Origin of the sequence: Motilibacter deserti, from assembly GCF_011250635.1 — a bacterium.
Taxonomy (GTDB): Bacteria; Actinomycetota; Actinomycetes; order Motilibacterales; family Motilibacteraceae; genus Motilibacter_A; species Motilibacter_A deserti.
The window spans coordinates 1-26,848 of sequence record NZ_JAANNP010000003.1 but is presented as its reverse complement, the minus strand read 5'-3'; the positions used below and the strand labels follow the sequence as shown (position 1 = coordinate 26,848).

Here is a 26,848-nt window from a genome sequence, read left to right as displayed (position 1 = left end):
GACGCCGCATGCTCCTCCTGCAGCCAGGCGCCGCGGGCGCGGCCGGCCGCGGCGGCCTAGCGGCGCGTCGTCGGCGTGGGAGTTGCCTTCGGCTTCGGGGCCGGCTTCGGCGTCGCCCGGACCGTCACCGGCACCGCGAGCACGTCCCCGACTGCGGCCTCGACGCGTACGTCCGCCGGCACCGCGACCTTGACCGTCGCCGTTCCGGCTGCGCTGCCGCGGACCGTGTAGGTGACGGGCTCTCCACCGGCCAGCGGCGTCACGGTGACGGTCGCGGTCCCGCCAGGGATCAGCCCGCGCAGGGTCACGGCCGCCTTCGTCCCGGCGACGACGGACTTCGGCGCGGACAGCGTCGGGTAGGCCGGCACGTCGACCGCCGCGCGGCCGACCGCGGAGGAGGCGACCTCGTTGGCCGCGCGGACCGCGGCGGACCGTCGGCCCGGCACGATGCCGGTGAAGACCACGGACCGGGCGTCGGCCGACGTCTTGCGGCTCTGGCCGGCGAAGCTGACCGTGTAGGCCGTGATCGGCGCGCCGCCGGTGTCTCCGGGGGCGTCCCAGCTGACCCGGACGCTGCCCGGGCCGGCGGGCTCGACGCGGACGGCGGGCGGCGACGGCGACACGGCCGCGACGACCGTCTGCGTCGGCGAGGCGCCGAACTCGGTCGTGGCGCGGTAGCGCGCGGAGTAGTCGGCGGGGACGGTGAACTCGCCGGTCCCGGCCGCGGAGGACTTGACCTGGGCGACGGTGGACCAGCCGGCGCTGCCGTCGACGGGCAGCGCCTCCAGCGTGACCGGGGTCGAGGGCGGCAGGCCGGTGGCCCGGAAGGCCGCGGCCCGGCCCTTGCGGACGATGCCGTCCGCGGCGACGAGGGACGGGGTGAACGGCACGACGGCGCTGCGCCGGGCGCCGGCGCCGTCCAGCGTGACCTGCGCCGAGCCAGCCGGCGTCGTCAGCGCGACCGCGGCTGCGGACCCGCTGACGGTCGCCGTCGCCGACACCGTGGACGCCGTCACGCCGCCCCGGCGCGGGGCGATGACGGTCAGCCAGGACAGCGACGTCCCGGTCTGCGATGCGCGCAGCGACGGCGTGGCGGCCATCTCGCCGTAGGCGGTGCTGTTCCAGCCTCGGCGCGGGTTGGTCGAGCCCTTGACGACGTCCATGGGGGCGCCGCCGGAGGTGAACAGCAGCGAGACGTTGGGGCCGGCGCCGGTGGTGTGGGCCGCGTCGGCGTCGAGCCGGACGCCCTTCCCGCGGCCGAGCAGCCACTGCTGGGACGCCCTCACCGGCGAGGACGAGCTCAGCCGGTCCCAGACGATCAGCGCGTCCTCGGCTCGGTCGTACGCCAGGGTGCGGGTGATCGTGACGCCCCGGTAGCCGCGGTCGGTCACCGTCACGAGGTCGATACCGTTGACGGAGCTGGCCTCGATCTGGGGCGTCGACTGGTAGACGCGGGAGGCCCCGTTGACGACCACGACGTTGTGCGAGGCGTGGCTGAGGATGTAGTCGCGCGTCGAGCCGTACTCGTAGCGCCACTGGCCGGGGTCGAGCAGCAGCGGGGAACCGTAGGCGTAGAGCGTGACCGAGCTGACGTCGTCGTGGGCGTGCGGGATGCCGCTCTTGCGACCTGCCCGCAGGCTGAAGAACGTCTCGTTGCGGAAGGAGCGGGACTCTCCCCAGCCGGAACGGCCGAAGACGTAGCCACCGGAGTACGCGGCGAACGTGGCGGGGGGCCGCGGGCCGCTCTTGCCCCGCGTCTGGGCGAACTCGGCGGCCGTGCCCGCCCACAGCGAGGCCTTGAGCGTGTTGGGGCTGGTGTCGCCGAGGGCCTCGAGCCGCCCGTCGGGACGGGTGGCCATGGTGATGAACTCGGGCACGTCCGCGACCCGGTCGAACGAAGCCGGCAGCGCCGAGCCGCCGCGCTCCAGCCGGGTGCGAGCCTCGCCGAACCAGCGGTAGTTGCTGACGCCGTAGCCCGGAGCGCCCTCGTTGTCCGAGCCGTCGGCGTTGATGAGCCGCGTCGCCAGCGAGCCCATGCGCGAAGCGGCGACGCGCTTCCAGTCCTCGCGCCCCAGCGTCACCGCCAGGGCGTAGAGGCCCATCGCCTGGTGCAGGGAGGCGTTGTTGACGCCCTCGTAGCGGCGCGGGTCCGACAGCATCCCGCCGTGCTGGACCATGGCCTTCACGAGCCAGGCCGAGCGGCCCTTCGGCCCGGCCGCGGCGCACGTGAGCGCCAGTGCGCGGAAGCCCTCGTAGATCGGCGGCCCCCAGGCGTAGCGGCGCGACGAGGCGTTCGGCCCGTTGTCCTTCACCCAGTCCTGCAGCACCGCGTAGAACCGGTCGACCATCGCGGTGTTGCCGGTCCGGGCGCCCTCGCGCAGCAGCGGGAGCAGCCAGTCCAGCGAGTGCATGTGGCCCTTGCCGCTGCTGTCGAGGGTCGAGTAGGGCCGCCACGAGACGTCCTTCGCGAGCGGGAACCACCCGTAGTTGCCCAGCTCGGCGCGGCCGGCCATGAGCTTGCCCGCGCGGTCGGGGTCGCTCTTGCCCGGGAGCCCGAAGGACAGGTCGCACTGCGCGGTGGCCGCGGCGACGTTCACGGCAGGCAGCTTCTCGGCCGCCCCCGCAGGCGGCGCGACGAGCAGCGGTGCGCCCAGGGCCAGAGTGGCAGCGGCGACGACGAGCCGAACGAGCTTCACGAGCCTCCCCTACGGGTGCCGACAGGTGCACGGCACACCGGTCCGTGGAGGCAGTATCGGCAACCGGGCTCTAGAAGCGCACCGAACGCGCCGCAGCCGGCGGGGTGGGAATGGTCACGATCCGGACAACGCGGCTGCGTCGGGCGCCTGGCGCCGTACGAAGAGGTGGTTCGCGACCCACAGCGCCACCCCGATCGCGAGCAGGACGCCGGCCCGCACGTAGACCCCGGACTCCCGGCCCGTGAGCGGCGAGGCGAGCACCAGGCTCGCGACGGCGCCCAGCGCGGGTGCCCAGGTCGGCGCGTGGAAGTGCGGGTGCTCCACGTGCTCGCGGCGCAGCACGAGGACGCTCACGTTGACCGCTGCGAAGACCAGCAGGAGCAGGAGCACCGTCGTGTCGGCCAGCCCAGCGAGGTCGCCGGTCGCCACGAGGACCAGCGCGATCAAGCTGGTCACCGCGATGGCGAGCCACGGTGTGTGCCGCGTCGCGTGCACCGAGGCGAAGACCTTCGGCACGATCCCTTCGTTCGCCATGCCGTAGACCACGCGCGACGCCATGAGCATGTTGAGCAGGGCAGTGTTCGTGACCGCGATGAGCGCGATGAGCGCGAAGGCCTTGGCGGGCACGTCGATGCCGCCGGCGCGGACCACCTCGAGCAGCGGCCCGGTCGAGCCGGCCAGCTCGTCGGTGGGCACGAGCAGGGTGGCCACGAGCGACACCGCGAGGTAGACCGCGCCGGTCAGCAGCAGGCCCACGAACAACGCCTTGGGGAACGCCGAGTGCGGCGACTCGACCTCCTCGGCCATGTTGACCGAGTCCTCGAAGCCGAGCAGCGCGTAGAACGCCAGCGCGGCGCCGCCGAGCGCCCCGAGCAGCGCCCCGTCCTTCCCCGAGAAGTCCGTGGCCCGCGACACGTCGCCGTCACCCTGCACCAGGGCGGCGACCCCGACGACGATCACCAGCAGCAGCCCGCCGAGCTCGATGAGCGTCAGCACCAGGTTGCAGCGGACCGACTCCTTGGTGCCGAGCAGGTTGACCGCCGCGAGCACCAGCACGAAGGCGACCGCGACGAGGACCACCGGGAGCGTGACGAACTCGGCGAGGTAGTCGCCGCCGAAGCCGCGGGCCGCGGCGCTCGCCGACGTGATGCCGCTCGCCATGACCGCGAACGCGACCATGAACGTGACGAACGGCCGGCCGACAGCGCGGTTGACGTAGAGCGCCGCCCCAGCGGCCTTGGGATACTTCCCCACGAGCTCCGCGTAGGCGGTCGCGGTCAGGAACGCCAGGGCGAAGGCGACGAGGAACGGCAGCCAGATCGCGCCGCCGACCTCTCCCGCGACCTTCCCCGTCAGCGTGTAGATGCCGGCGCCGAGGATGTCGCCGACGATGAAGAGCAGGAGCATCCGACGGCCCATGACCCGCTTCAGGCCGCCTCCTGCGGCAGAGGGCTCCGCGCCGGCGTCTGGGGCGATCGTGGTCATGCCCGCTAGTTCCCCGATCTGCGATTCGCCACTCCCAGCTCGGGTCAGGGCGCGCCCGCGGGGAGGCGGCGTACCGACCGCGAGAGCAGCGCGAGCGCGTTGACCAGCACCGCCAGCCCGACGCAGGCCCACAGCGCCCGGGTCACCCCGATCACGGCGGTGACCGGTCCTACCACGGCGAGGCCGAGCGGGTTCAACGCGAAGGAGCCCAGCGCGTCGTACGCGCTGACCCGCGCCAGCCGGTCCTCCGGCACGTGCGTCTGCAGGGCGGTGTACCAGAGCACGACGAAGACGTCGGCGCAGACCCCGTTGACGAAGGCGGCGGCGACGAGCAGCCACAACGGCGACCCCAGAGCGAGCAGCGCCATCGGCAGGACGAAGCCGAACGTCGCGTAGGTCGCGACGCGGATCGGGAAGCGCGGGCGCACCCGGAGCACCAGGAAGCTGCCCGCCAGCAGCCCGACGGCCTGCCCGGTGAGGACGGCCGACCAGGGCCCCGCGCCGCCGAGGTCGCGCTCGGCGACCAGCGGCCCGAGGACCCGCATCCCGGCGGCCGTGCACGTGGTCAGCACGGCGAACTGCAGGACGACCACCCACACCCACTCGCGCGAGACGAACTCGCGCCACCCCTCGCGCAGGTCCGCGAGCGCGCTCGCCGGAGCCGCCTTCACCTGCGGCCGGGCGCGTACGCCGATGAGCAGCAGCGCCGAGACGAGGAAGGTCGCGCCGTCGACCGCGAGCGCCCACCCCGCCCCCACGACGGCCACGAGCAGGCCGGCCAGCGCCGCGCCCGCGATCATCGAGACGTTCTGGGCGACCCGGACGAGCGCGTTGGCCGGCTGCAGCTGCCCGGCGTCGACGACGAGTGGCAGCGCGCCGGTCGAGGCGGGCAGGAAGAGCGCCGTTGCCGCTCCGCTCAGCGCCGAGAGCGCGAGCAGCGGCCCCAGCGAGTACGCCCCCGCGAGGAACATGGCCGCCAGCCCGGCCTGCGCCAGCCCGCCGAGCAGGTCTGCCCCAGCCATGAGCCGGAAGCGCGGCAGCCGGTCGGCGAGGGTCCCGCCGACCAGCAGGAGCAGCACCTCGGCGAGCGTGCGGGCGGTGAGCAGCAGCCCGAGGTCGGTGGCCGAGCCGCCGCCCTCGCCGAGCACGGCGAACGCGAGCGCGACGGGCGCGATCGCGTCACCCAGCAGCGAGGCGGTACGCGACAGGAAGAGCCGGCGGAACGCCGGCACCCGGAGCAGGGCCGCCGCGTCCCCGCCCGTGCGGGCGGTCAGGCGTCGATGCGCTCGCGGTCCAGCCGCGCCGCGCCCTCCACGATGAAGTCGCGGCGCGGCGCGACCTCGTTGCCCATGAGCAGCTCGAAGACCGAGTCCGCGGCCTCGAGCTCGCTGATGTTGACCCGGCGGAGCGTGCGCTTGCGCGGGTCCATCGTCGTCTCGGCCAGCTGCGAGGCGTCCATCTCGCCCAGGCCCTTGTAGCGCTGGACCGGGTCGCGCCACCGGACGTTGCGCTTCTCCAGGTCGCGCAGGGTCTTCTTCAGCTCGGCGTCGGTGTAGGTGTAGAGGTACTTGGGCTGGTCCTTCTTCGGGTTGAGGATCTCGACCCGGTGCAGCGGCGGCATCGCGGCGAAGACGCGGCCCTCCTCGACCAGCGGCCGCATCGTGCGGTAGAGCAGCGTCAGCAGCAGGCAGCGGATGTGCGCGCCGTCGACGTCGGCGTCCGCCATCAGGATGATCTTGCCGTAGCGCGCGGCCTCGAGGTCGAACGAGCGGCCGGTGCCGGCGCCGATGACCTGGATGATCGCGGCGCACTCGGCGTTCTTGAGCATGTCCGAGGGCGAGGCCTTCTGGACGTTGAGGATCTTGCCGCGGATCGGCAGCAGCGCCTGGAACTCGGAGTTGCGCGCGAGCTTCGCGGTGCCGAGCGCCGAGTCGCCCTCGACGATGAAGAGCTCGCTGCGCGAGACGTCCTCGCTGCGGCAGTCGGCGAGCTTGGCCGGCAGCGAGCTCGTCTCCAGCGCGTTCTTGCGCCGCTGCAGCTCCTTGTGCTGGCGGGCGGCGATGCGGGTGCGGGCGGCGCTCGCGACCTTGTCCAGGATCGCCTGGGCCATGGCCTTCTCGCCGCGCTTGGTGCTCGCCAGGACCTCGGTCAGGTGCTTCTCGACCACGTGGGCGACGATCCGCGAGGCCGCCGAGGTGCCGAGGACCTCCTTGGTCTGCCCCTCGAACTGCGGCTCGGGGACCTTGACCGTGACGACCGCCGTCAGCCCCTCGAGGACGTCCTCCTTGAGGACGTCCGGCTCCGCGGTGCGCAGCACCCGGGAGGCGCGCAGCCGGGCGTTGAGCGTCTTGGTCAGCGCGCGCTCGAAACCGGCGACGTGGGTGCCGCCCTTCGGCGTGGCGACGATGTTGACGAAGGAGCGGACGGTCGTGTCGTAGCCCGTGCCCCAGCGCAGCGCGACGTCGACCGTCATCTCGCGCGGCACCTCGGTCGGGGTCATGTGGCCCTGCTCGTCCAGGACCGGGACCGTCTCCTTGAAGTGGCCCACCCCCTGCAGCCGGAGCACGTCGCTCACCGCGGCGTCCGGAGCGAGGAACTCGCAGAACTCGGTGATGCCGCCGACGTAGTGGAACTCCTCCGACGTGGGCGCCGCGGGGTCGCGCTCGTCGCGCACGACGATGCGCAGCCCCGGCACGAGGAACGCCGTCTGCCGGGCACGTGAGCGCAGCTGCTCGAGGTCGAGGTCGGCCTCCTTGAGGAAGACCTGCCGGTCGGCCCACCAGCGCACCCGCGTGCCGGTGACCCCGCGCTTGGCCCGGCCCGCGATCTGCAGGCCCGACTGCGGGGTGAACGGCGCGTCCGGCCCCTCGCCGGCGTAGACGCCGGGCTCGCCGCGCTTGAAGCTCATGAGGTGGACGCGCCCGGACCGGTCGACCTCGACGTCGAGCCGGCTGGACAGCGCGTTGACGACGGACGCGCCCACGCCGTGCAGGCCACCGGACGCGGCGTAGGACCCGCCGCCGAACTTGCCGCCCGCGTGCAGCTTGGTGAGGACGAGCTCGACGCCGGTCAGGCCGGTGCGCGGCTCGATGTCGACCGGGATGCCGCGCCCGTCGTCGTGGACCTCGACCGAGCCGTCGGCGCCCAGGACCACGTCGATGCGGGTGCAGAAGCCGGCCAGCGCTTCGTCGACCGCGTTGTCGATGATCTCCCAGACGCAGTGCATGAGCCCGCGGCCGTCGGTCGAGCCGATGTACATGCCCGGGCGCTTGCGCACCGCCTCGAGCCCCTCGAGGACGGACAGGTGCCGCGCCGTGTAGCCGCCGTCCCCGGCCGCTCGGGCGGCCTTCTTCGCACCCGGGACGGGCTCGGTCGGCTCGGCACTCACGTCGCGCTGCTCCTTGTCGATAACAGAGGCATCCCGGCGGGGAAGCACCTCCGACGGGCTGCTGGTCGCCGCCGGCGGGGCCTGCCGGGCGGGCTCCAGGGGCGTTGCCAGGCTACTCGGAAGCCCCGACAGGGTGAGCCCGACGCGCCCCGGCCCCCGTCAGGGGGGCGGGCACGTTACGGTCGCGTTCCGATCGGGATCGCGTACGGCGAACACAGCGTCAAGGAGGTCTGGGACGAACGTAGCGTGGTAGGACGTTGACCCAGACGCAGAGCGCGAAGCGAAGCTGAACGAGAAACGAGAAGAGGGACCGTGACCACTGCCCTTGCTACCCACGCTGCCCTCACCGCGGCCGACCGCTGTGACCGCTGCGGCGCCCAGGCGTACGTCCGGGTGACGCTCGAGTCCGGCGGCGAGCTGCTCTTCTGCGCGCACCACGGCCGCGAGCACGCGTCCAAGCTGCGTGAGGTCGCCTCGGACATCCAGGACGAGAGCGGCCGGCTCGAGAGCACTCCGTCGACCGCCCCTGCCGACGAGCGCTGACGCGCACTGACGAACGCCCCGGGTGTGCGGGGCACCCCGACTGACGACGAGCCCCGGTGCGCTGCACCGGGGCTCGTCGCGTCTGCGGATCCCGCTGAAGCGGGGCGTATCAACCTTTCTCGGCCCAGTCGCCCAGCGCCCAGTCCCGGACCTCGGGCATGTCCTCGAGGTGCTCCACGACGTACGCGCTGTGCTCGGCGAGCTTCTGCTCGCACCAGGCCGTGAGCTCGGTCGCTCCCCGCGGCGTCCGCTTGGCGTTGTTGATCGCGTCCATCACCAGGTGGTAGCGCGAGGTTCTGTTGCGCACCACCATGTCGAACGGCGTGGTGGTCGTGCCCTCCTCGATGAAGCCGCGGACCCGGAACCGGTCCGCGTCCGGCCGCCCGTGGACCAGCTGGTGGATCGCCCCCGGGAAGCCGTGGAAGGCGAACACCACGTCCGTGTCGTCGGTGAAGAGCTCCTTGAAGTACGTCGGCTCCATGCCGTGCGAGTGGTCGCGGGGGCGGATCAGCGTCATGAGGTCGACGACGTTGACCACCCGCGTCCGGAAGTGCGGCAGCCGCTCCTTGAGGATCTGTGCCGCTGCGACCGTCTCCATCGTGACGACGTCGCCGGCGCACGCCAGCACGATGTCCGGGTCCTGGCTGCCGTCGTCGTTGCCCGCCCAGTCCCAGATCCCGGCGCCGCGCCGGCAGTGCTCGACCGCCTCGTCCATCGTCAGCCACTGCAGCTGCGGCTGCTTGTCGATGACGAGAAGGTTGATGTACGACCGTGAGCGCAGGCAGTGGTCGGCCACCGAGAGCAGCGTGTTCGCGTCCGGCGGCAGGTAGACCCGGGCCACGTCCTTGCGCTGCGTGAGCGCGACCTGGATCAGCCCGGGGCCCTGGTGGGAGAAGCCGTTGTGGTCGTTGCGCCACGCGGTCGAGGTGAGCAGGATGTTCAGGCTCGGCACCTTCGCCCGCCACGGCAGGTGCGTCGCCTCCTCCAGCCACTTTCCGTGCTGGACCGTCTGCGACGCGCTCACCATCGCGAAGGCTTCGTACGTCGCGAACATCCCGTGCCGGCCGGTCAGGGTGTAGCCCTCCAGCCAGCCGTGGCAGTTGTGCTCGGACAGCACCTCCATGACGCGCCCGTCACGCCCGATCGCCACGTCCTCCGGCGTCACGCGCTCCATGAACGCCCGGTCGGACACCTCGAAGACCGCACCCAGCCGGTTGCTGTTCGTCTCGTCGGGACAGAACAGCCGGAACCGGTCGTCGTTGCGGGTGTAGACGTCGCGCAGCAGGGCGCCGAGCTGCCGCGTCGACTCGGCCTTGACCGCCGCCGGGCGCGGCACGTCCAGCGCGTAGTCGCGGAAGTCCGGCAGGTCGAGGTCCTTCGTCAGCAGGCCGCCGTTCGCGTGCGGGGACGCGCTCATCCGCAGCTCGCCCGCCGGGTTCGCGCGGCGTACCAGCTCGGTGGGGGCGCCGAAGGCGTCGAACAGCTCCTCGGGCCGGTAGGACTTCAGCCAGCTCTCCAGGAGCGCCAGGTGCTCGTCGTTGCCCTTCACCCCGGACAGCGGCACCTGGTGCGAGCGCCACGTGCCGGTGACCTTGACCCCGTCGACCTCCTCCGGCCCGGTCCAGCCCTTCGGTGACCGCAGCACGATGAGCGGCCACTGCGGGCGCTGCCCGTCCCAGTCCCCGCCGCGGGCCGCGTCCTGGATCGCCCGGATCTTCCCGTACGCATCGGCGAGCGCCGCCGCGAAGCGGTAGTGCATACCGGGCAGGTCGGCGCCCTCGACCTCGATCACGTCGTAGCCGTGGCCGCGCAGCAGGGAGCGGACCTCCTCGGGGTCCTTGCGGGCGAGCACGGTGGGACCGGCGATCTTCGCGCCGTTGAGGTGCAGGATCGGCAGGACCGCCCCGTCGCGGGCCGGGTTGAGGAACGAGATGCCCTTCCACGACCCCTCGAGAGGCCCGGTCTCGGCCTCGCCGTCGCCGACGACCGCGACCGCCAGCAGGCCGGGGTTGTCCATCACCGCGCCGAAGGCGTGGACCAGGACGTAGCCCAGCTCCCCGCCCTCGTGGATCGAGCCCGGGGTCGTGACCGAGACGTGGCTGGGGATGCCGCCCGGGCTGGAGAACTGGCGGAACAGGCGCAGCAGGCCGGCCTCGTCCTGCGTCACACGCGGGTAGGTCTCCGTGTAGCTGCCCTCGAGGTACGACGCCGCGACCAGCGCGGGGCCGCCGTGCCCGGGGCCGGCCAGGTAGATGGCCTCCTGCCCGGTGCGCTGGATGAGCCGGCTGACGTGGGTGTAGATCAGCGAGAGCCCCGGGCTGGTGCCCCAGTGGCCCAGCAGGCGGGGCTTGATGTGCTCGGAGGCGAGCCGCTTACGCAGCAGCGGGTTGCCCTGCAGGTAGATCTGCCCGATGGTCAGGTAGTTGTTCGCCCGCCACCACGCGTCGAGGGACTCGACCTCCTCGGTGGTGGGGTTCGCGAGGGCGTCGAGGACGCTCTCGGCCTGCGTGCCGGTCGCCGTGTCCAGAGCCACGTGCGGTCCTTCCCTTCGGGTGAGTGGGCTGGCGGAGCCGTCGGGTGTCCTGCACAAACCATGACGGATCACGCCGAGCCCTGTCGATCACCGCCAGCGTCGCAGCGTCGGCGTCGGCCGCCCAGGGACCTTCGTCATGCGCGCAAGCGACCAACTCCCCGCACGTGGGGCCGTGCACGGCCTCCTGGCGGCCGGCGCGTGGCCGCAGCCGGGGTAGGCTCGGCGCCCCGACGGGAGGCTGCATGACGCTGTCGCAGGAGCCGCGCGAGGTCGATCTGCTGGGCATCGAGACCGAGGTCGCGCGGGCGCACCGCGCGGTCGTGCTCTCCGGCCGGCGGCTCGAGTCCGTGCGGGGCACCGGGCACGAGGGCGCGCGGCGCACCGGGCGGGCGGGAACCGAGGCCCACCTCTACTTCGCGGACGCGCTGCGCGAGTGGGCCGACCTGCTGGTGCGCCAGGAGGCGCTGCGCGACGAGCTGCACGCCGCGCGCACCTGGGCCGGCCCGGTCCCGCCACCGGGCGCGGACGTCCTTCCCGCCCTCCCCGTGCCCACCGACCTCGCGGCCGCGCGAGCCGCGCTGCGCGAGGCGCTGCACGACTACGCCCGAGCCCGCAGCCGGGCGCCGGGCGAGCTGTCGGCCGCCCGCGCGGCGTGGCGCCGGCGGCTGGCCCAGTGGCAGGAGCTGCTGCTCGAGGAGCGATCCCCGGCCGGCCGCCGGCCGGCCGCGGGGCCGCAGCCGGTGGCGTTCCCCCAGGACCTGTTCGACACGCTGGAGGCCGGGACGGCCGAGGAGGAGGCGAGCCGTGAGCGGTAGCTGGCGCGACGAGGTCCCGACCCTGCACGGGGCCCAGTCCTGCCCGGAGCACCCGGGCGAGCGCCCGCGCCCGGCGTGCCGGCTCTGCCCCACCCCGCAGGAGCAGGCACGCGACCACGCGCGTGCGGCCCGGCGTACCGAGCGCACCGGCCGCTGCGAGGCCCACGGCGACGACGTCGCGCTCGACGTGTTCGACCGCTGCCTGGCCTGCCGCCCGGCGCTCGCCGACGTGCGTGAGAAGCCCGCGCGCCCCGGCCCGGACCCCTACGCCGGGGTGCGCGCCATGATCGAGCAGTGCGCGGCGTACGCCCGCCGGCCGCGCAGCTGAGCCGCCGGCCGCGCGGCTGCCCCCGGCTGCCGCAGCACCCGGCCCTGGCAACGACACGGCCCCGTCCTGCGGGCAGGACGGGGGCCGGGCGTAGCTGGAGCTGTCAGTCCAGGTAGTCGCGCAGCACCTGCGAGCGCGACGGGTGGCGCAGCTTGCTCATCGTCTTGGACTCGATCTGGCGGATGCGCTCGCGCGTCACGCCGTAGACCTTGCCGATCTCGTCGAGCGTCTTGGGCTGGCCGTCAGTGAGCCCGAAGCGCATGGACACCACGCCCGCCTCGCGCTCGGAGAGCGTGTCGAGGACAGAGTGCAGCTGCTCCTGCAGGAGCGTGAACGACACCGCCTCGGCCGGGACGACGGCCTCGGAGTCCTCGATGAGGTCGCCGAACTCGCTGTCGCCGTCCTCGCCGAGCGGGGTGTGCAGCGAGATGGGCTCGCGGCCGTACTTCTGGACCTCGACGACCTTCTCCGGGGTCATGTCGAGCTCCTTGGCCAGCTCCTCCGGCGTGGGCTCGCGGCCCAGGTCCTGGAGCATCTGGCGCTGCACGCGGGCGAGCTTGTTGATGACCTCCACCATGTGGACCGGGATGCGGATCGTCCGCGCCTGGTCGGCCATGGCGCGGGTGATCGCCTGCCGGATCCACCACGTGGCGTAGGTGGAGAACTTGTAGCCCTTGGTGTAGTCGAACTTCTCGACCGCACGGATGAGGCCGAGGTTGCCCTCCTGGATCAGGTCCAGGAAGAGCATTCCGCGCCCGGTGTAACGCTTGGCCAGCGAGACGACCAGGCGGAGGTTGGCCTCGAGCAGGTGGTTCTTGGCGCGCCGGCCGTCCTCGGCGATCCAGTCGAGCTCCCGCTTGAGCTTGGGGGCGAGCTTCTCCCCCGACCCGAGCTTCTCCTCGGCGAAGAGGCCGGCCTCGATCCGCTTGGCGAGCTCGACCTCCTGCTCGGCGTTGAGGAGGGCGACCTTGCCGATCTGCTTGAGGTAGTCCTTGACCGGGTCGGCCGTCGCGCCGGCGGTCGCGACCTGCTGGGCCGGCTCGTCGGCGTCGTCGTCGGAGAGGACGAACTCCTCGGTCTCCCCGTCCTCGCTGGCCGCCGCCGGCGCTGCAGCGGGCGCCTCCCCCTCCGGCGCCTCCGCGCCCTCGGGCGCGTCCGGCGCTCCGTCGACCACGTCCGTGCCGTCGACAGTGTCGACACCGTCCACGAGGTCGCCGGGGCCACCGGGCTCGGCCAGGTCGTCGAGCGCGACGTCGTCGGGCTCGACCGCGTCGTCGCCCGGGCCCGAGGCGTCCACCAGCCCGGTCGCGGCCTTGCCTGCGGGGGCGGCCTTCTTGGCCGCGGCCTTGCGCGGCGCGGCCTTCTTGGCGGGGGCGGCCTCGACGGAGGAGGTCGCGGTGGCGCGGCGGGCGGTCGTCGCGGCCACGGCCCGGCGCGGCGCGGGCGCCGGCGCGTCCAGCGCAACCGTCACGCCCTCCTCGGCCAGCGCACGGAGCACGGCCTTGACACGCGCGACCGCTATGCGGCCGTCACACGCTTCGCGCACCTGAGCTGCGGTGACCGAACCGGTTGACCTGCCGGTCGTGAGGAGCTCCTGCACCTCGGGGACGGCGAACTCGGGCGGAAGCGGGCGGGGGGTGACCGACGACACGTACAACCTCTCGCTGGACGGGCGACCGTGCAGGACGGGCAGGACCGGGCTCCGGGCACGTCTGTCGCGACGTTCCCTTCCGGCGATGGCGGCTCTTGCTGCCGGACGGCGCCGCTCGCGAGAAGCGTGGCCTTCCAGCATCCTTCTCGTCGCCACCCTCGAACTCCTCAGGGCAGCAACCGCACCATTCTGCCACGCCAGCAGCGCCGATCGCCGGTCGCTGCGGCGCGCCCGTCACGGGCGGTCACACGGTGTCGTCCCGGCCGGCCGGGTGGCGCTTCGTGGGCTCGGTCACACCCGCAGGGCGAGCAGCGTGACGTCGTCCCAGCGCTCGCCCACGCTCGCCCCGATGGCGATGGCGCGGTCGAGCAAGGCCTCGAGCCCGAGGCCCCCGCAGTCGGCCAGGCCGGCGGCCAGCGTCTCCAGGCCCGCGGCGATCCCGGCCTCGCGGGTCTCGACGAGCCCGTCGCTGAACGCCAGGACGGTGTCGCCCGGCGCGAGCTCGAGGCTCCGCTCCGAGCGCGGCTCGGGGACCCCGAGCGGCGTCGCGAGCTCCACGACCGCGAGCAGCCGGGCGGGGCCTTCGGCGGGCACGACCACGACCGGGGGGTGGCCTGCGGCGGTGGCGGTGAGCGTACGGGTGGCCGGGTCGAGCACGCCGTAGACGAGCGTCACGATCTGCTCGAGCCCCTCGGTGGCGGAGAAGACCCGGTCCAGGCCGGACAGCACGGCCGTCGGCGAGGGGTCGGTGAAGGCCAGCGCACGCAGGGCCGCCCGCACGCGGCCCATCCCCGCGGCGGCGTTGACCCCCTTGCCCATCACGTCGCCGAGCGTCACGGCCAGCCGCCCGTCGGGCAGCGGGAAAGCGTCGTACCAGTCACCCCCGACGGCGGTCGCCTCCCGGCCGCGGGCCGCGGCCCGCGACGCCGGCAGGTAGCGCGCCGCGAGCTGTGCACCGGCGACGGCCGGCAGCCGGTCCGGCAGCAGGCTCGCCTGCAGCGCCTCGGCCGTCCTGTGCTCGTTCTCGTAGAGCAGGGCGCGCTCGACCGCGACCGCGCACTGGGTCGCGACCGCCTCGAGGAAGACCCGCTCCTCGGGGGCGAGCGCGTGGGGCTCGGAGAACGCGACGCGCAGCGCGCCCAGCGTGCCGCGCGCGGTCAGCAGCGGCACGGCGGCCCAGGAGCGCTCCGCGGTCGACTCCAGCTGGTGGCTGATCCACGCTGGGTCCGTGCCGAGGTCCACCAGCTCGGCGGTCGACGCGACGTAGACCGGGCGGCCGGTGCGGACGGCGACGGCCGTGGGCACCGGGGTGCCCAGCGGCAGGCGCAGCGCCCCGGCCGCGTCGGGCGCCGGTCCGGCGACGAGCCCCGACCCCGGCTGGTAGACGACGTCGTCGCCGTCGAGCAGCGCCAGCCCGGCCACGACCGCGCCGAGCGAGCGCGCCGCGTCGGCGATGACGGCGGTGACCTCGGCGAGCGTGAGCGCGGTGGCCAGCCGGGTCGTGACCGCGAGCAGCCGCTCGGCCCGCTGGTACGCCGTGAGCAGCGCGTCCTCGGTCTCCCGGCGCTGCGTGACGTCGGCGACGAACACGGCGACGCCGAGGATGCGGCCGCTTTCGTCTCGGGCCGGGAACCACTGGGACTGCCAGCGGGTGACGCTCCCGTCCGGCCCGGTCCCGACGAAGTCGTCGTCGTAGACCGGGGCGCCGGTCTCCATCACCCGGTGCAGCATCTGCTCGACGGCGAGGCCGAGCTTCCCGAGGATCTCGGCGGGCCGGTGGCCCAGGTGGTCCTCGACCGGCAGGCCGTTGACCGCGGCCAGCACGCGGTTGATGCCGCGGTAGCGCAGCTCGGCGTCGTAGAAGGCGAACCCGAGCGGCGCCTCCTGAACGAGCATCTCGAGCAGCGCCGCGTCGGCAGGCGCCAGCGCCTCGCTGGTGCCGGCCGCCTCGTCCCCCGGCGCCACGCCGCCTCCCTCTCGCCCGCGCGCCCCGAGGAACGGGGTCGTCGTCCGCGAGCGCTCATCGGCCCCCGCTGCCGCTCACGCTAACGTGAGCGGCCGTCACGGTACGGCGATCGGCGGAATCAGTCCCCCGGAAGAACGGGCGTCAGCGGTCGTCCTCGTCGGCCTTGACCGCGAGCACCGGACACGGCGCGTCGAGCAGGATCCGCTGCGCGTTGCTGCCGAGGATCAGCTTGCCTACCGGCGACCGCCGGCGCAGCCCGATCACGATCACGTCGGCATGCACCTCCTCGGCGATCGCGATGAGGTCCTCGGACGGCTCCTGGCCGCGGACGAGCTGGCGCACCTCGTGCTCGATGCCGGCCGCTTCGAGCGCGTCGCGCACGGTCAGCAGCTCCTGCTCGTACTGGTTGTCCGCGTCGGCTCCGGTGTCGCGCACCGCCCGCAGCGAGCTGACCACCACGAGGCGCTCGCCGCGAAGGCGCGCCTCCTCGGCGGCACGGCGCAGCGCAGCACGCCCTTCGGGCTTGGGCACGTAGCCCACGACGATCGTCATCGCGGCCTCTCCTGCGTCTCGCTGTGCTCGTGCGTGCCCGTCCTCGCGCGGGTTGCGAGCGAACGCTATCCGTATCTTGGGCGGGTATCGCCCACCAGGCCCATGGCGGGCCGCGCCGAGGGCCGTGCGGAGGGCCGTGTGGAGGGCCCGGTGAAGGGGTCCGTGCCGGCTCCCAGCGGGCGCGCCATCTCGACCTCCCGGGCCGTCGGATCGAGCGGGTACGCCTCGGTCCGCCCGGTCCGGACGAACCCCTGCCGGGCGTAGAACGCGGCGGCGCGCGGGTTTGCCTCGTGCACGAGCAGCCGGATGCGGGTCGCCCCGGCCTCGACGTGCGCCCACCGCAGCACCTCGTCCAGCAGCAGGTCGGCGACACCCCCGCCGCGGTGCTCAGGGACGACGAAGACCGAGACCAGCAAGGCCTGTCCGGCGGACTCGATCACACCCCCCATCGTTCCGACCCATCGGCCGGCCGCGTCGCGGGCGGCGAACGTGGCCACGCCCCTGCCGGCCGAGCCGCGGCGCGCGCGGCGACGCCACTCCCGCTCGTCGAACGCCCGCGACTGCTCGAGCGTCTCGGTGAAGGCCAGCGGCGTGTCCGCCAGCATCGTCAGGCGCAGGGCGCGGACGTGCTGCCAGTCCTCCTCCTGCACGCGGACGACGTCCACTTGCGTCGCCTCGGCCCGGGGCGTGCTCACCCGCGGCCCCGGCGCGGGCCATCCGCGCGGGAGCTCCGCCTACCCTCGGCTGCGTGACGCTGGGCGCGACGGGCACGGGGGACGGCTGGACGCAGTGCGCGGCGGGGCACCGGCACTGGGGCCGGGTGGGAGCTGCCGGCCTGCTGCTCGTCGCGGAGGGCTCGGCGCTGCTGCAGCTGCGCGCCGCCTGGAGCCACGAGGGCGGCACCTGGGGGATTCCCGGCGGAGCCCGGGACGTGGCCGAGGACGCTGTCGCGGCCGCGCTGCGCGAGACCGCGGAGGAGGCCGGCGTCGAGGTCCCGCCTGGCGCCGTCACCGGGGAGCTGTCGATCGACCACGGCGGCTGGTCCTACACGACCGTGCTCGCGCGCGTGGCCCGTCGGCTTCCCGCTACCCCCGTGGACGGTGAGAGTGCCGCGCTGGAGTGGGTGCCCCTCGACGAGGTCGCCGACCGGCCGCTGCACCCGGGGCTGGCCGACGCCTGGCCGCTGCTGCGCCCGGCCGCCGGGCGGCGCCTGCGCCTCGTCGTGGACGGGGCCAACGTCGTCGGCTCGCGGCCCGACGGCTGGTGGCGCGACCGGCGCGCAGCGGCCGCCCGGCTGCGCGAGGAGCTGGCCGGGCTCCGCGTGCCGGGAGCAGCCCTCCCTCCCGAGCTGGGCCTGCCCGCCCTGCAGGTGTGGGCCCCGGAGACGGTCCTCGTCGTGGAGGGCGCGGCCGCGGGCCTGGCCGCGGGCCCTGCGGTCGCGGGCGTCCGGGTCGTCGCCGCAAGCCGGACGCCCGGGCACCGCCGCGGGGCGGGTGACGACGAGGTGGTGCACGTGGTGGCCGCCGGACGGGCCGCCGCCACGGACGGTCCGGACGGTCCGGACGCCCAGCTGGTCGTCACCAGCGACCGCGAGCTGCGCCGGCGATGCGCCGACCAGGGCGTCCCCGCAGTGGGGACGTCCTGGCTGCGCCGCCTGCTCGAGGAGCGGCGTACGCCCGGCGGCCGCTAGCGCCCGGCTCAAGAGTGCCCGGTCTCCTGCTCCGCGGTCGGGTCGACGGAGCCGGAGCCCTCGGGCGAGCCGGCGCTCTCCCCGCGGGCCACCAGGTGCTCGGCCAGGTCGCCGTGCGGCGGCAGGCCCTGCCCCGAGTCCTCGCGCAGGCCCTCGTCCCCGGACGGGACGGTGGGCCCGGGCGGGGTGTGCTTCTGCTCGGGCGCGCTCACGACCGGCCCACCTCCTCCTGGAGCCGGTCGATCTCCCGGCTCGCGTCCGCCTTGGTGATCTCCTCCGGGTCCTGCGGGGCCTCCTCGCCGGCCTCGCGGGCCAGCGTGCCCAGGTAGCTCAGCTGGGCTCCGGTCGCCGGCTCCCCGCCGGTGACCCAGTCGCTCGGGTCCTTCTCGGTCGACCGCCGCAGGGTCTCGTCCGTGGGGCCGCCGCTCGCATCGTCGTTCTGGTCGCTCGGGGCGTTGCTCGTACTGTCCGTCATGTGGCGACGGTTACCCCACCCCCGCCGCGCGCGAACGTCCCGCGCCCGTCACCGGACCCGTGGGCAAGGCCCCTGCCGCCCGACATAGCGCGGCTCCCGCTGCGGCCGCGTACGCGGCGGTCCGGCTGTGCCCCACGCCACGGCGCGTGGGCTGGACGGGGCCTGAGGGCCTGCTCTACCGTCTAAACGTCCCGCAGCTCCTGCTGCGGGTCTCTCGTGCGGCGCCGAGTCCTGCCCGCGCACGAGGTTTCCGTGGATCACGGGCAGGAGCGGGGGACCCATCCGCGGGCGGGTGCAGTTCTACCCGTCCTTGGGGTGAAGCCGCGACACGCGGCCGGGAAATCTCCTCCCGAACCCGACAGCTCACTTCGCAGGCGCTGGAGAGGGCCACCTCGCGTGCCGAGTTCCTTCCTGCGTCCCTATCAGGGGCGCCACCGCGCCGTACGCACTTCGACCGCTCCGCGCGCGATCGTCGCCGTCGCCGGAGCGGGCCTGACGACCGCCGCGCTGGCCGCGGGCGGCTCGGGCGCCGGCGCCGCGCCGGCCAAGGGCAAGGCCGTCGTCCGGACCCCGCTCCTCGTGCAGGGAGCGCAGGGCGGCGCCGTCCGCGACCTGCAGGCCAGCCTGAAGGTCTCCGTCACGGGTCAGTTCGGCCCCAAGACGGCGGCGGCGCTCAAGGCGTTCCAGCGCCGCAACCACCTCCCGGTCACGGGCAAGGCCGACGCGCTCACGTGGCGGGCGCTGCCCAAGGTCAAGGCACCCGCCTCCCGGTCCGCCGACCGCAAGATCGGCGACCGCAGCCTGGGCCTCGACGGCCTCAACTGGTCGGCACTCGCGCGCTGCGAGTCCGGGGGCAACCCCCGCGCGGTCAACCCGGCCGGCTACTACGGCCTCTACCAGTTCAGCGTGGGCACCTGGCGCGGCGTCGGCGGCTCGGGCTTGCCGCACCGCGCTTCCGCCCAGGAGCAGACCTACCGGGCGCAGTTGCTCTACAAGCGCAGCGGCTCGCGGCCGTGGCCGCACTGCGGCAAGTTCCTCTGACGGGGGCCCGTTCCAGCGGGGCGGACGCAGACAGGTGAGGGGCGGCGCACCGAGTGCGCCGCCCCTCAGCATGTCCAGGCCTCCTTCGGCTCGTACCGGGCCTGATCCGCTCTGTGCTCCGCGTGGGCGCGGGCTTTCCTCGACCTAGTGCACCCGCAGCGGGTCGTGCCCCACGGACATCAGCGTCCGCCGCAGGGCGTCGTCACGCAGGTCGATGGTGTTGTGGGTGAAGTCGCCCTCGGGGTACGCCGCGCGGACCCGGTCGATGACCGCTCGCATGACGTCGAGGTCGGTCTCGGTCAGGTCCGTCTTGCGCTTGGCCAGCACCGAAGCCACCGCTTCGCCGAGGTGGTCGTCCTGCAGGGCAGCCTGCTCCCCCGGCCCGAGGTCGTCGACGGCCATCGTGCCCATGGCCGCCGCCGGCGACGTGTCCGCAGCGCCCGTCGCCACGCCGTCCTGTGCGCTGCCCGTCTCCGGCTGGAGGCCCGGCATGGGCTCGGCCTCCTCGCTGGAGGCGTCGGCCCGCAAGAACTCCTGCAGCTCGCGCGAGGTCATGGTCACGACGCTGTGGAACTCGCCCCACAGCGCGTCGAGGTCCTGCCCGCGGTCCATGTGGTCTCCCTCCGACCTGTCCGTCCCGTCGCCGGGCGTCCCGCCCGGCACCCTCGGCGCGATCCTCGCGGCCCCGTCACTGCCCGGTCTCGTCGCCTCCGGTCCTGCCGCTGGCGACCTCGGGATCTGCGCACCCTATGCCCAGCAGTGCGACATCCATCCCGGCCGGCGAGACCGACTCCGCGCCGCGCTACCGGGAGGAGCGGGCGACGAGGTCGCGTACGTCCTCGGGAAGCACCCCACGCGGCCGTGAGGCCAGCCCTCCCCCGCTCTCCAGGTCGACGATCCGGAAGACCGTCCGCGCGACCGACGCTGCACGTGGCGCATCCAAACTGGTCCGTTCTGCGACGAGGGCGACGAAGTCGTCGGCCAGCGCCGGGTCCGGCACCCCGGATGCCTCGAGGCCGTCGCGCAGGTGTGCCGCCAGGTCCGGAGGCAGCCGCTCCGCGAGGGTGGCGGCAACGGTGTCGGGTACTCGTTCCGCCAGCGCCCGGAGGGTCGCACTCGTGGCCCGGTCGGCGATGGCCGGTGACGCGATGCGGGCGCGGTGCTGGACCAGGCGGGCTAGCTGGGCGTAGTGCACGGACAACCTCCGAGCCTAGGGGGTCTCGTCGCGTTGGCGCTTCCTTGCCCCGGCCGCCAGGGCTTGAACCCTCCCTTAGTCACATTTCGTCCACACTTGGTCACGCAGCGAGACGGACACGGAATTCCTCCAGCCGGTTCGCTCGGAGGCGTTGCTGATGGGTCGCCACGGGTACGCCTCGGTCATGACTACTCCGGGACAGGACCTTCCGACCGACGCGCCGGCCGGCGGCGAGGCGCAGCGGCTCGCCGACAGCGACGCGGCCGCGAAGCCGCCGGCCCAGCCCGACGCCGAGCAGATGGAGTCGGCACTGCGGGAGGGCGGCCCGCTGGTGCGCGACGACCCGGCGCGGGAGCAGGCCCGGCGGGCACAGCCGACCGAGGACGGTCCGGGCACATCGCTGGTCTGACGCGGACGAAGACCGCCTCGACCGGCTGCCTGCCGGGGCCCGCGTGCCGGAGGCCACCTGACCGGGCGGAAGCACGGCGGGGCCCTTGTGCGTTGTCCTCTTTGCTATGACAACCGAGACGAGGCTGCAGACGACGCAGCAGACGCAATCGGGGGCTCCGGCCCTTCCCGACTCCAGCCGCGTGTCGGACGCGGCGGGCCCCGTGTCCGAGCAGGACCTCGACCTCGCCGCCCCGACCGCCGACCTGGTCCGGCTCTACCTCGACGACATCGGCCGCACCCCGCTGCTCACCGCAGCGGAGGAGGTCGAGCTCTCCCAGCGGATCGAGGCCGGCGTCTACGCCGAGCACCTGCTCAAGAGCGCCCCCGCCGACCTCGACGCGAGCCGGCGCTCCGACCTCGAGGCGCTCGTCCGCGACGGGCTGCGGGCCAAGGACCAGATGCTGCGGGCGAACCTCCGCCTGGTCGTGTCCGTGGCCAAGAAGCACAGCCACCGCGGTCTGCCGTTCCTCGACGTGGTGCAGGAGGGCAACCTCGGCCTGGTGCGGGCGGTCGAGAAGTTCGACTACCGCAAGGGCTACAAGTTCTCGACCTACGCCACGTGGTGGATCCGGCAGGCTATCGGGCGCGGGCTCGCCGAGCAGGCCCGGACGATCCGCCTCCCCGTGCACGTGCACGAGCAGATCGGCAAGCTGACCCGGGCGCTGCGCGAGCTCTCGGCCAAGCTGGAGCGCGAGCCTGCCGACGAGGAGATCGCCGAGGCTCTCGGCTGGGAGGTCGCGGACGTCATCACCCTGCGCCGTGTGGGGCGCGAGGCCATCAGCCTCGACACCCCCGTCGGGGACGACCTCGACACCAGCGTGGGAGAGCTCGTGGTCGACACCGACGCGGTGACGGCCGTCGAGGCGGTCGAGCACCGGGCGATGCTGCGCGAGCTGCACCGCGCGATCGCGACGCTGCCCGAGCGCGAGGCCGCGATCGTTCGGCTGCGCTATGGCCTGGTGGACGGCCGGGCCCGCACCCTCGACGAGATCGGGCGCGAGCTGGGGCTGACTCGCGAGCGGATCCGTCAGCTGGAGAAGGAGGCGCTCGCCAAGCTGCGCCACCCCTCGGCGACGCGCGACCTGCTCGACTGGGCCAGCTGACGCCCAGCTCAGCCGGGCATGGGCCATCCTGACGCCATGGAGCTCTGGGGGCTGGCGATCGTGGCGCTGGCGATGCTCGTCGGGCTGGTCGGGGTGCTCGTGCCGGTCCTGCCGGGGCTGGCTGTCATCTGGGCCGCGACGCTGGCCTGGGCCTGGCTGGAGGACGGGCCCGCGCCGTGGCTCGTGCTGGCCGCCGTGACCGCCGTGCTCGCCGCGGGCACCGCCACGAAGTACCTCCTGCCCGCCCGCGCTCTGCGTGAGGCCGGAGCGCCCCGCACGACTCTCGGTGTCGGGGCGCTTCTCGGCGTCGTGGGCTTCTTCGTCGTGCCCGTGGTGGGCCTGCCGCTCGGGTTCGTCCTCGGCGTCTACCTGGCCGAGCACGCTCGGCTACACAGCCAGCGCGACGCCTGGTCGTCCACCATGGTCACGTTGAAGGGCATCGGGATCGGGGTGCTCGTCGAGCTGGCCGCTGGCGTGGCCGCGGTTGGGCTGTGGGGCGTCTCGGCGCTCGTCATCGCGGCCTGACCGCAGTGCCAGCCCCAGCCGGCGCGACCCGAGGGCGGAGCTGCGGGACAGGCTGACAGCTCGGCTCAGCCCGCCGGAGTGACCGGGGCGAGTCGGAGCCCAGAGCTTCCGATCTGCAGCTCACGCACTGCCTGCCCGTTCGCGCCGCCGCGCATGCCGAGCACCGTGACGGTGCGCGCCAGTCGATGGCCGAGGTCCTGGTGCCGCAGCAGCAGGATGCAGTCGGCTGCGGCCAGCAGCTCGGGGTCGAGGTCGACGGGCGACCCCAGCAACGGCTGCGTGGTCGTCGTGACGAGACAGGTCGCGCTGCTCGAGCGCAGGACCGCCTCCAGCCCGCGGACGAGCTCTTCGAAGACGACGCGCGTGGCCGTCCGCTGGACCGCGCCGAGCCCGTCGAGGACGATCCGGGCGGGACGGAGCTCATCAGCGGCGTGCTGCACGGTCGCGAGCAGCTCCTCCGGTGCCTCGGGGCGCACCCGGAGGAAGCGCAGCTTCCCCGCCCGCTCCGCCTCGTCCAGCCGGTAGCCCGCCGCACAGGTGGCGTGCACGACCTGCTCGCGGGTCTGGTCCAGCGCGACGAACAGCGTCGGGGGCCCGGCGGCGGCGAACGCCGCAGCGAGCAGCGTCTTGCCCGACGCCGGCGGACCGGCGGCGAGCACGACCGACCCCCGGTAAGCGCCTCCCCCGCACAGCTCGTCCAGCTGCGCCGTGCCGAGCGACACCCGGTCCGAGGCGGGCAGGGGCAGCGGGCGGTCCCCGCGCCCGGGCAGCACCACGACGCCGCGGCCCGGCTGGACGGTGAAGGGGTGCTCCCCTCCGCGGTGCCCCGCCCCGCGCATCTTCAGCACCTCGACGGTCCGGCGCCGCCGCTCGCCCTCGAGGCGGTTGCGGAGCACGACCACGTTGTCCGCGACGAACTGCCCGACCCCAGTCATGGTCAGCCGCGGCTCGCCCTCGGGCGACTCGGCCGTGAGCACGACGGTCAGCCCGAGGCGGCGCAGCTCGGCCACCAGCCGGCGCAGCTGGCCGCGCACGATCTCGGTCTCGGCGTAGCGCAGCAGGACGGCGTCCAGGGAGTCGATCGCTAGCCGCACAGCGCCCGTCGCGTCCACGGCCCGCCCGATCTGGGCCGAGAGGGTCTCGAGGCTGTAGTCGCTGAACGCCTCCGCCGTGTCGCCCACCACCACCGGTGACGCGTCGACGAAGCTCCAGAGCTCCTCCCGCTCCCACTCGGCGATCGGCCACCCGAGGGTGGAGAGGTTCGCCCGCAGCTCCTCGGCCGGCTCCTCGAGGGAGACGAACACGGCCGGCTGACCGCGGCGTACGCCCTCGGCGAGGAACTGCGCGGCGAAGACGGTCTTGGCCGCGCCCGCCTCACCCGACACGAGGGTGGCCCGCCCGCGTGGCAGCCCACCCCCGCTGACGACGTCGAAGCCGGGGATCCCCGTCTCCAACCGCGGCAGCACTGCTGGGCCTCCCCGGTCGGGGACGCCGGGCGCGCCCGCGTCGGCCGCGGTCACAAGGTGGGAAGAGCGCCCGGCAGCGCGTCCGGCATCGAATACGGGGCGCCGGGTGGAGCAGAGCCGGTCACCGGGTGGCGCCTCCGGAGCCGGACGCGAGGACGAACCACACGCACTTGCCGTCGGGCTCGCTGGCCACGCCCCAGTCATCGCTCAGCGCGGACAGCAGGGCCAGGCCGCGGCCTGAGGTGCGCGAGTCACTCTCCACCTGCGGCTCGGGCTGCTGCGGGTTGTGGTCGGCGACGGTGACGAGCACCGCCGAGTCCAGCCGAGTCACGCCCACGGTGAAGCGGGTCCGCGCATGGAGCACGGCGTTCGTGACGACCTCGCTGACGAGGATGTCGAGAGCGTCCGCGGCCTCGGGCCCGAGCGGCGGGACCTGGGACCGTACCCAGAGCCGCGCCTCCCGTGCCGCCCTCGGCTCGGGGCGCAGGTCCACGGAGGCGTGGGGAGCCCCCGGGGGGACCGCGAACGCGTGTCCCTCCAGCAACGAGTGCCTCCCCATGTCCGTCACGCCCCCTCACTGCATCCGTTGGTGTCTCCCCGGTCCGCCGCCCGGCGACACCTGTGCAGGGCACCCCCGTCAGTGTCTGCGGTGGGCGAGCCGCACTTCCGACAGGTGTCGGTGTCCAGACTGCGCACGGATCGGTGAGATGGCGTGCAGCCTCCCGTCCGCTTCCGCCCGCGAAAGGACTCCATGAGACCTCGCCGGAACCTCCGTACCGCCCTCGTCCTACCGGCCGCGTTGACCGTGGCCGCCGCGTCGGCGCTGGTCGCCGTCGCTCCGAGCACCGCCGGCGCGGCCGCCGTGCCCGAGATCGTGGTGGCCGACGGCGTGACGCAGCCCGTGTTCGGGTTCGCCGACGCCATCCGTGAGCGGCTCTGGGTCGACTCGCCGTACGACAGCGACAAGGACGGCGCGCGCGACAAGATCGCGATCGACATCAAACGCCCTGCCGCCACCGCGGAGGGGCTTCAGGTCCCCGTCGTCATGGACCCGAGCCCCTATTACTCGACCCTTGGCCGGGGCAACGAGTCCGAGCTCAAGGCGGACGTCGACGGTGACGGGCTGCTGGACAAGTGGCCGCTGTTCTACGACAACTACTTCGTGCCCCGTGGCTACGCCGTGGTCCTCATGGACATGATCGGCACGAACAACTCGACCGGGTGCCCCACCGTGCACGACGAGTCCGACAACCTCAGCGCCAAGGTCGTCATCGACTGGCTGAACGGGCGGGCGCGCGCCTTCGACGCCGCCGGCACCGAGCAGTTCGCCACCTGGGACAACGGCAAGTCAGCCCTCATCGGCAAGTCCTACGACGGAACGCTGGCGAACGCGGTCGCGGCCAGCGGTGTCGAGGGGCTCACGACGATCGTGCCGATCTCGGCGATCTCGAGCTATCACGACTACACCCGTAGCAACGGCGTCATCCTGCGCGGCAACAACTACCTCGCCAGCCTCGCGAACACGGTGACGAACCCCGAGCGCCGGGGCTACTGCAAGCCGGTGCGTGACGTGCTCGACGCCAACGACGGCGACGAGACCGGTGACTACTCGCAGTTTTGGGAGGTGCGCGACTACCTCAAGGACGTCAAGAAGGTGAAGGCGAGCGTCTTCGTCTACCACGGCCTCAACGACGACAACGTCATGCCCGACCACTTCAGCAAGTGGTGGTACGCGCTGGCGAAGCAGGGGGTGCCGCGCAAGATCTGGCTGAGCCAGGAGGGGCACGTCGACCCCTTCGACTCCCGGCGTGCCGACTGGGTCGACACGCTCCACCGCTGGTTCGACTACTGGCTGCAGGGCGTTCAGAACGGGATCATGGACGAGCCGATCGCCGACGTCGAGCGGGCGCCGGATGTCTGGGCGACGTACGCCGACTGGCCCGCCCCAGGCGCCACCGATACCCGGCTGTGGTTCCGCAGCTCGGTACCAGGGGCAGAGGGTGACGGCGCGGCCGGCGGGTTCGGCTACGTCCAGGAGAAGGGGGCGGAGCACTCGCTCACCTTCCGCGACGCGATCTCGATGTCGCGGAACTCGGTGCAGTCCAACCTCACCACGGCTTCACCGAACAAGCTTGTCTTCATGTCGGACACCTTGAGCTCTGACGTGCACATCTCCGGTACGCCGTCGGTCCAGATGACGGCGTCGGTCGACGCGACGGACACGAACTTCGGCGCGGTGCTCATCGACCTGGGCGCGGACACGCGGATCAACTGGACGTCAGGCGACGGCGTCCTCCCGGTGACCGCGACGACCCCCGAGGACTGCTGGGGGGAGTCGAGCCCGCTCGACGACGCCTGCTACAAGCAGGTGACCAAGCGGCTGGTCACCGCTGACCGGGAGGTCGTGACCGAGGGCGTCGTCGACGCGCTCAATCTCACCTCGAGGCGCACCGCCACTGCGCTCGAGCCCGGGCGCGACTACGTCGTGGACTTCCCGCTGCTGCCCGAGGACTACGTCTTCAAGGCAGGTCACCGCATCGCCGTCGTGATCGTCGGCAGCTACTCGGGCTACAGCAGCCAGGCCGACCGCAACCAGGCGAACATCACGGTCTCGGTGAAGCGCAGCCGCATCACACTGCCGATCGTCGGCGGCCAGCAGGCAGCCCGCAACGCGGGGATCTGACCGCTCGACGTGGCGGCGGCCCCCTCCCGGCATGGGAAGGTGCCGCCGCCGTGTTCTGGGCCGGGGCCGACGGACCGGCTCGCTCTCCCCGCCAGGTCGCAGCCGGCAGGCGGGACGAAGCGGCGGGTGCGGATGATCCCGTGCGGGGCGGGCCGCCTCGTGCAGGGCCCTCGAGATCGATCGTGGCCATGACCAGATATGGCTGTGCCCCCGTCACCCTTAGGGGGTGCGGGGGCACGACCGTCTTATCAAAGACGTCCGGC

At 73.6% G+C, this 26,848-nt stretch carries 24 protein-coding genes and 1 riboswitch; of the genes, 9 read left to right on the top strand and 15 right to left on the bottom strand.

The window, feature by feature from the left end; genetic code table 11:
• Nucleotides 1-56: 56 nt before the first annotated feature.
• The 4 genes from G9H71_RS08340 to G9H71_RS08325 form a co-directional block, all read right to left on the bottom strand.
• Entirely contained in the window at nt 57-2,696 is a 2,640-nt protein-coding gene (locus G9H71_RS08340; RefSeq protein ID WP_166280687.1) for a heparinase II/III domain-containing protein, read from the bottom strand.
• Nucleotides 2,697-2,810: 114 nt separating this feature from the next.
• Nucleotides 2,811-4,181, bottom strand: a complete 1,371-nt coding sequence (locus tag G9H71_RS08335; protein ID WP_166280685.1) for an APC family permease — start codon at nt 4,179-4,181, stop codon at nt 2,811-2,813.
• 44 nt (nt 4,182-4,225) lie between these two features.
• Nucleotides 4,226-5,413 (bottom strand): MFS transporter, encoded by a 1,188-nt coding sequence (locus G9H71_RS08330; RefSeq protein WP_331272845.1) that lies wholly within the window; start codon nt 5,411-5,413, stop codon nt 4,226-4,228.
• A 38-nt stretch (nt 5,414-5,451) separates the two neighbouring features.
• Nucleotides 5,452-7,569 carry a DNA gyrase/topoisomerase IV subunit B gene (locus G9H71_RS08325; RefSeq protein ID WP_166280683.1) on the bottom strand — a complete coding sequence of 706 codons (2,118 nt, stop codon included), beginning with the start codon at nt 7,567-7,569 and terminating at the stop codon, nt 5,452-5,454.
• 312 nt (nt 7,570-7,881) lie between these two features.
• Between G9H71_RS08325 and G9H71_RS08320 the strand changes: the two genes are divergently transcribed.
• Nucleotides 7,882-8,112 carry a DUF7455 domain-containing protein gene (locus G9H71_RS08320; protein ID WP_166280681.1) on the top strand — a complete coding sequence of 77 codons (231 nt, stop codon included), beginning with the start codon at nt 7,882-7,884 and terminating at the stop codon, nt 8,110-8,112.
• 109 nt (nt 8,113-8,221) lie between these two features.
• Here the strand turns inward: G9H71_RS08320 and G9H71_RS08315 are convergent, their stop codons facing one another.
• Nucleotides 8,222-10,645, bottom strand: a complete 2,424-nt coding sequence (locus G9H71_RS08315; RefSeq protein WP_331272844.1) for a phosphoketolase family protein — start codon at nt 10,643-10,645, stop codon at nt 8,222-8,224.
• Between the two features lie 242 nt (nt 10,646-10,887).
• Here G9H71_RS08315 and G9H71_RS08310 point away from each other — a divergent pair, with 242 nt between their 5' ends.
• The gene (locus G9H71_RS08310) at nt 10,888-11,460 is read left to right on the top strand and encodes a hypothetical protein (RefSeq protein ID WP_166280677.1); all 573 of its coding nucleotides are present in this window, start codon (nt 10,888-10,890) and stop codon (nt 11,458-11,460) included.
• On the top strand, nt 11,450-11,788 hold the full coding sequence (locus G9H71_RS08305) for a hypothetical protein (RefSeq protein ID WP_166280675.1): 339 nt from the start codon (nt 11,450-11,452) through the stop codon (nt 11,786-11,788). Before G9H71_RS08310 ends, G9H71_RS08305 begins: the two co-directional genes overlap by 11 nt.
• A 103-nt stretch (nt 11,789-11,891) precedes the next feature.
• On the opposite strand, the gene G9H71_RS08300 is transcribed toward G9H71_RS08305, so the two are convergent.
• The 4 genes from G9H71_RS08300 to G9H71_RS08285 all read right to left on the bottom strand — a co-directional run bounded on the left by G9H71_RS08300 (nt 11,892) and on the right by G9H71_RS08285 (nt 16,622).
• Nucleotides 11,892-13,439: an RNA polymerase sigma factor gene (locus G9H71_RS08300; RefSeq protein WP_166280673.1), complete on the bottom strand. Its 1,548-nt coding sequence runs from the start codon at nt 13,437-13,439 to the stop codon at nt 11,892-11,894.
• Nucleotides 13,440-13,730: 291 nt separating this feature from the next.
• A complete protein-coding gene (locus tag G9H71_RS08295) occupies nt 13,731-15,404 on the bottom strand; it encodes a SpoIIE family protein phosphatase (protein WP_166280671.1) in 1,674 nt (557 codons plus the stop codon).
• Nucleotides 15,405-15,546: 142 nt separating this feature from the next.
• Complete coding sequence (locus tag G9H71_RS08290; RefSeq protein ID WP_166280669.1) at nt 15,547-15,957, bottom strand: universal stress protein; 411 nt, start codon at nt 15,955-15,957, stop codon at nt 15,547-15,549.
• A 65-nt stretch (nt 15,958-16,022) separates the two neighbouring features.
• Nucleotides 16,023-16,622 (bottom strand): GNAT family N-acetyltransferase, encoded by a 600-nt coding sequence (locus G9H71_RS08285; RefSeq protein WP_331272843.1) that lies wholly within the window; start codon nt 16,620-16,622, stop codon nt 16,023-16,025.
• An 83-nt stretch (nt 16,623-16,705) separates the two neighbouring features.
• On the opposite strand from G9H71_RS08285, the gene G9H71_RS08280 reads away from it, so the two are divergent.
• Nucleotides 16,706-17,647, top strand: a complete 942-nt coding sequence (locus G9H71_RS08280; RefSeq protein ID WP_331272842.1) for an NUDIX domain-containing protein — start codon at nt 16,706-16,708, stop codon at nt 17,645-17,647.
• A gap of 8 nt (nt 17,648-17,655) precedes the next feature.
• On the opposite strand, the gene G9H71_RS08275 is transcribed toward G9H71_RS08280, so the two are convergent.
• Complete coding sequence (locus G9H71_RS08275; protein WP_166280667.1) at nt 17,656-17,859, bottom strand: hypothetical protein; 204 nt, start codon at nt 17,857-17,859, stop codon at nt 17,656-17,658.
• Nucleotides 17,856-18,122, bottom strand: coding sequence for a DUF3072 domain-containing protein (locus tag G9H71_RS08270; RefSeq protein ID WP_166280665.1), 267 nt, complete (start codon nt 18,120-18,122; stop codon nt 17,856-17,858). The genes G9H71_RS08275 and G9H71_RS08270 overlap by 4 nt, the downstream gene beginning before the upstream one ends.
• 212 nt (nt 18,123-18,334) lie before the next feature.
• Nucleotides 18,335-18,514: riboswitch (cyclic di-AMP (ydaO/yuaA leader) on the top strand.
• A gap of 4 nt (nt 18,515-18,518) precedes the next feature.
• Between G9H71_RS08270 and G9H71_RS24980 the strand changes: the two genes are divergently transcribed.
• Nucleotides 18,519-19,163: a transglycosylase family protein gene (locus tag G9H71_RS24980; protein WP_331272841.1), complete on the top strand. Its 645-nt coding sequence runs from the start codon at nt 18,519-18,521 to the stop codon at nt 19,161-19,163.
• 144 nt (nt 19,164-19,307) lie between these two features.
• Here G9H71_RS24980 and G9H71_RS08260 read toward each other — a convergent pair whose 3' ends face one another.
• Nucleotides 19,308-19,775 carry a DUF3140 domain-containing protein gene (locus tag G9H71_RS08260; protein WP_166280663.1) on the bottom strand — a complete coding sequence of 156 codons (468 nt, stop codon included), beginning with the start codon at nt 19,773-19,775 and terminating at the stop codon, nt 19,308-19,310.
• 190 nt (nt 19,776-19,965) lie between these two features.
• Nucleotides 19,966-20,358, bottom strand: a complete 393-nt coding sequence (locus G9H71_RS08255) for a DUF2267 domain-containing protein (protein WP_331272879.1) — start codon at nt 20,356-20,358, stop codon at nt 19,966-19,968.
• 184 nt (nt 20,359-20,542) lie between these two features.
• On the opposite strand from G9H71_RS08255, the gene G9H71_RS08250 reads away from it, so the two are divergent.
• The 3 genes from G9H71_RS08250 to G9H71_RS08240 all read left to right on the top strand — a co-directional run bounded on the left by G9H71_RS08250 (nt 20,543) and on the right by G9H71_RS08240 (nt 22,436).
• A complete protein-coding gene (locus G9H71_RS08250; RefSeq protein WP_166280659.1) occupies nt 20,543-20,767 on the top strand; it encodes a hypothetical protein in 225 nt (74 codons plus the stop codon).
• Between the two features lie 106 nt (nt 20,768-20,873).
• On the top strand, nt 20,874-21,911 hold the full coding sequence (locus G9H71_RS08245) for a sigma-70 family RNA polymerase sigma factor (protein ID WP_166280657.1): 1,038 nt from the start codon (nt 20,874-20,876) through the stop codon (nt 21,909-21,911).
• 36 nt (nt 21,912-21,947) lie between these two features.
• Nucleotides 21,948-22,436: a DUF456 domain-containing protein gene (locus G9H71_RS08240; RefSeq protein WP_166280655.1), complete on the top strand. Its 489-nt coding sequence runs from the start codon at nt 21,948-21,950 to the stop codon at nt 22,434-22,436.
• A 65-nt stretch (nt 22,437-22,501) separates the two neighbouring features.
• On the opposite strand, the gene G9H71_RS08235 is transcribed toward G9H71_RS08240, so the two are convergent.
• Nucleotides 22,502-23,902, bottom strand: a complete 1,401-nt coding sequence (locus G9H71_RS08235) for an ATPase domain-containing protein (protein WP_166280653.1) — start codon at nt 23,900-23,902, stop codon at nt 22,502-22,504.
• 121 nt (nt 23,903-24,023) lie between these two features.
• Nucleotides 24,024-24,446, bottom strand: coding sequence for an ATP-binding protein (locus tag G9H71_RS08230; protein ID WP_166280651.1), 423 nt, complete (start codon nt 24,444-24,446; stop codon nt 24,024-24,026).
• A 207-nt stretch (nt 24,447-24,653) separates the two neighbouring features.
• On the opposite strand from G9H71_RS08230, the gene G9H71_RS08225 reads away from it, so the two are divergent.
• Complete coding sequence (locus G9H71_RS08225) at nt 24,654-26,585, top strand: Xaa-Pro dipeptidyl-peptidase (RefSeq protein ID WP_166280649.1); 1,932 nt, start codon at nt 24,654-24,656, stop codon at nt 26,583-26,585.
• Nucleotides 26,586-26,848: the final 263 nt, after the last annotated feature.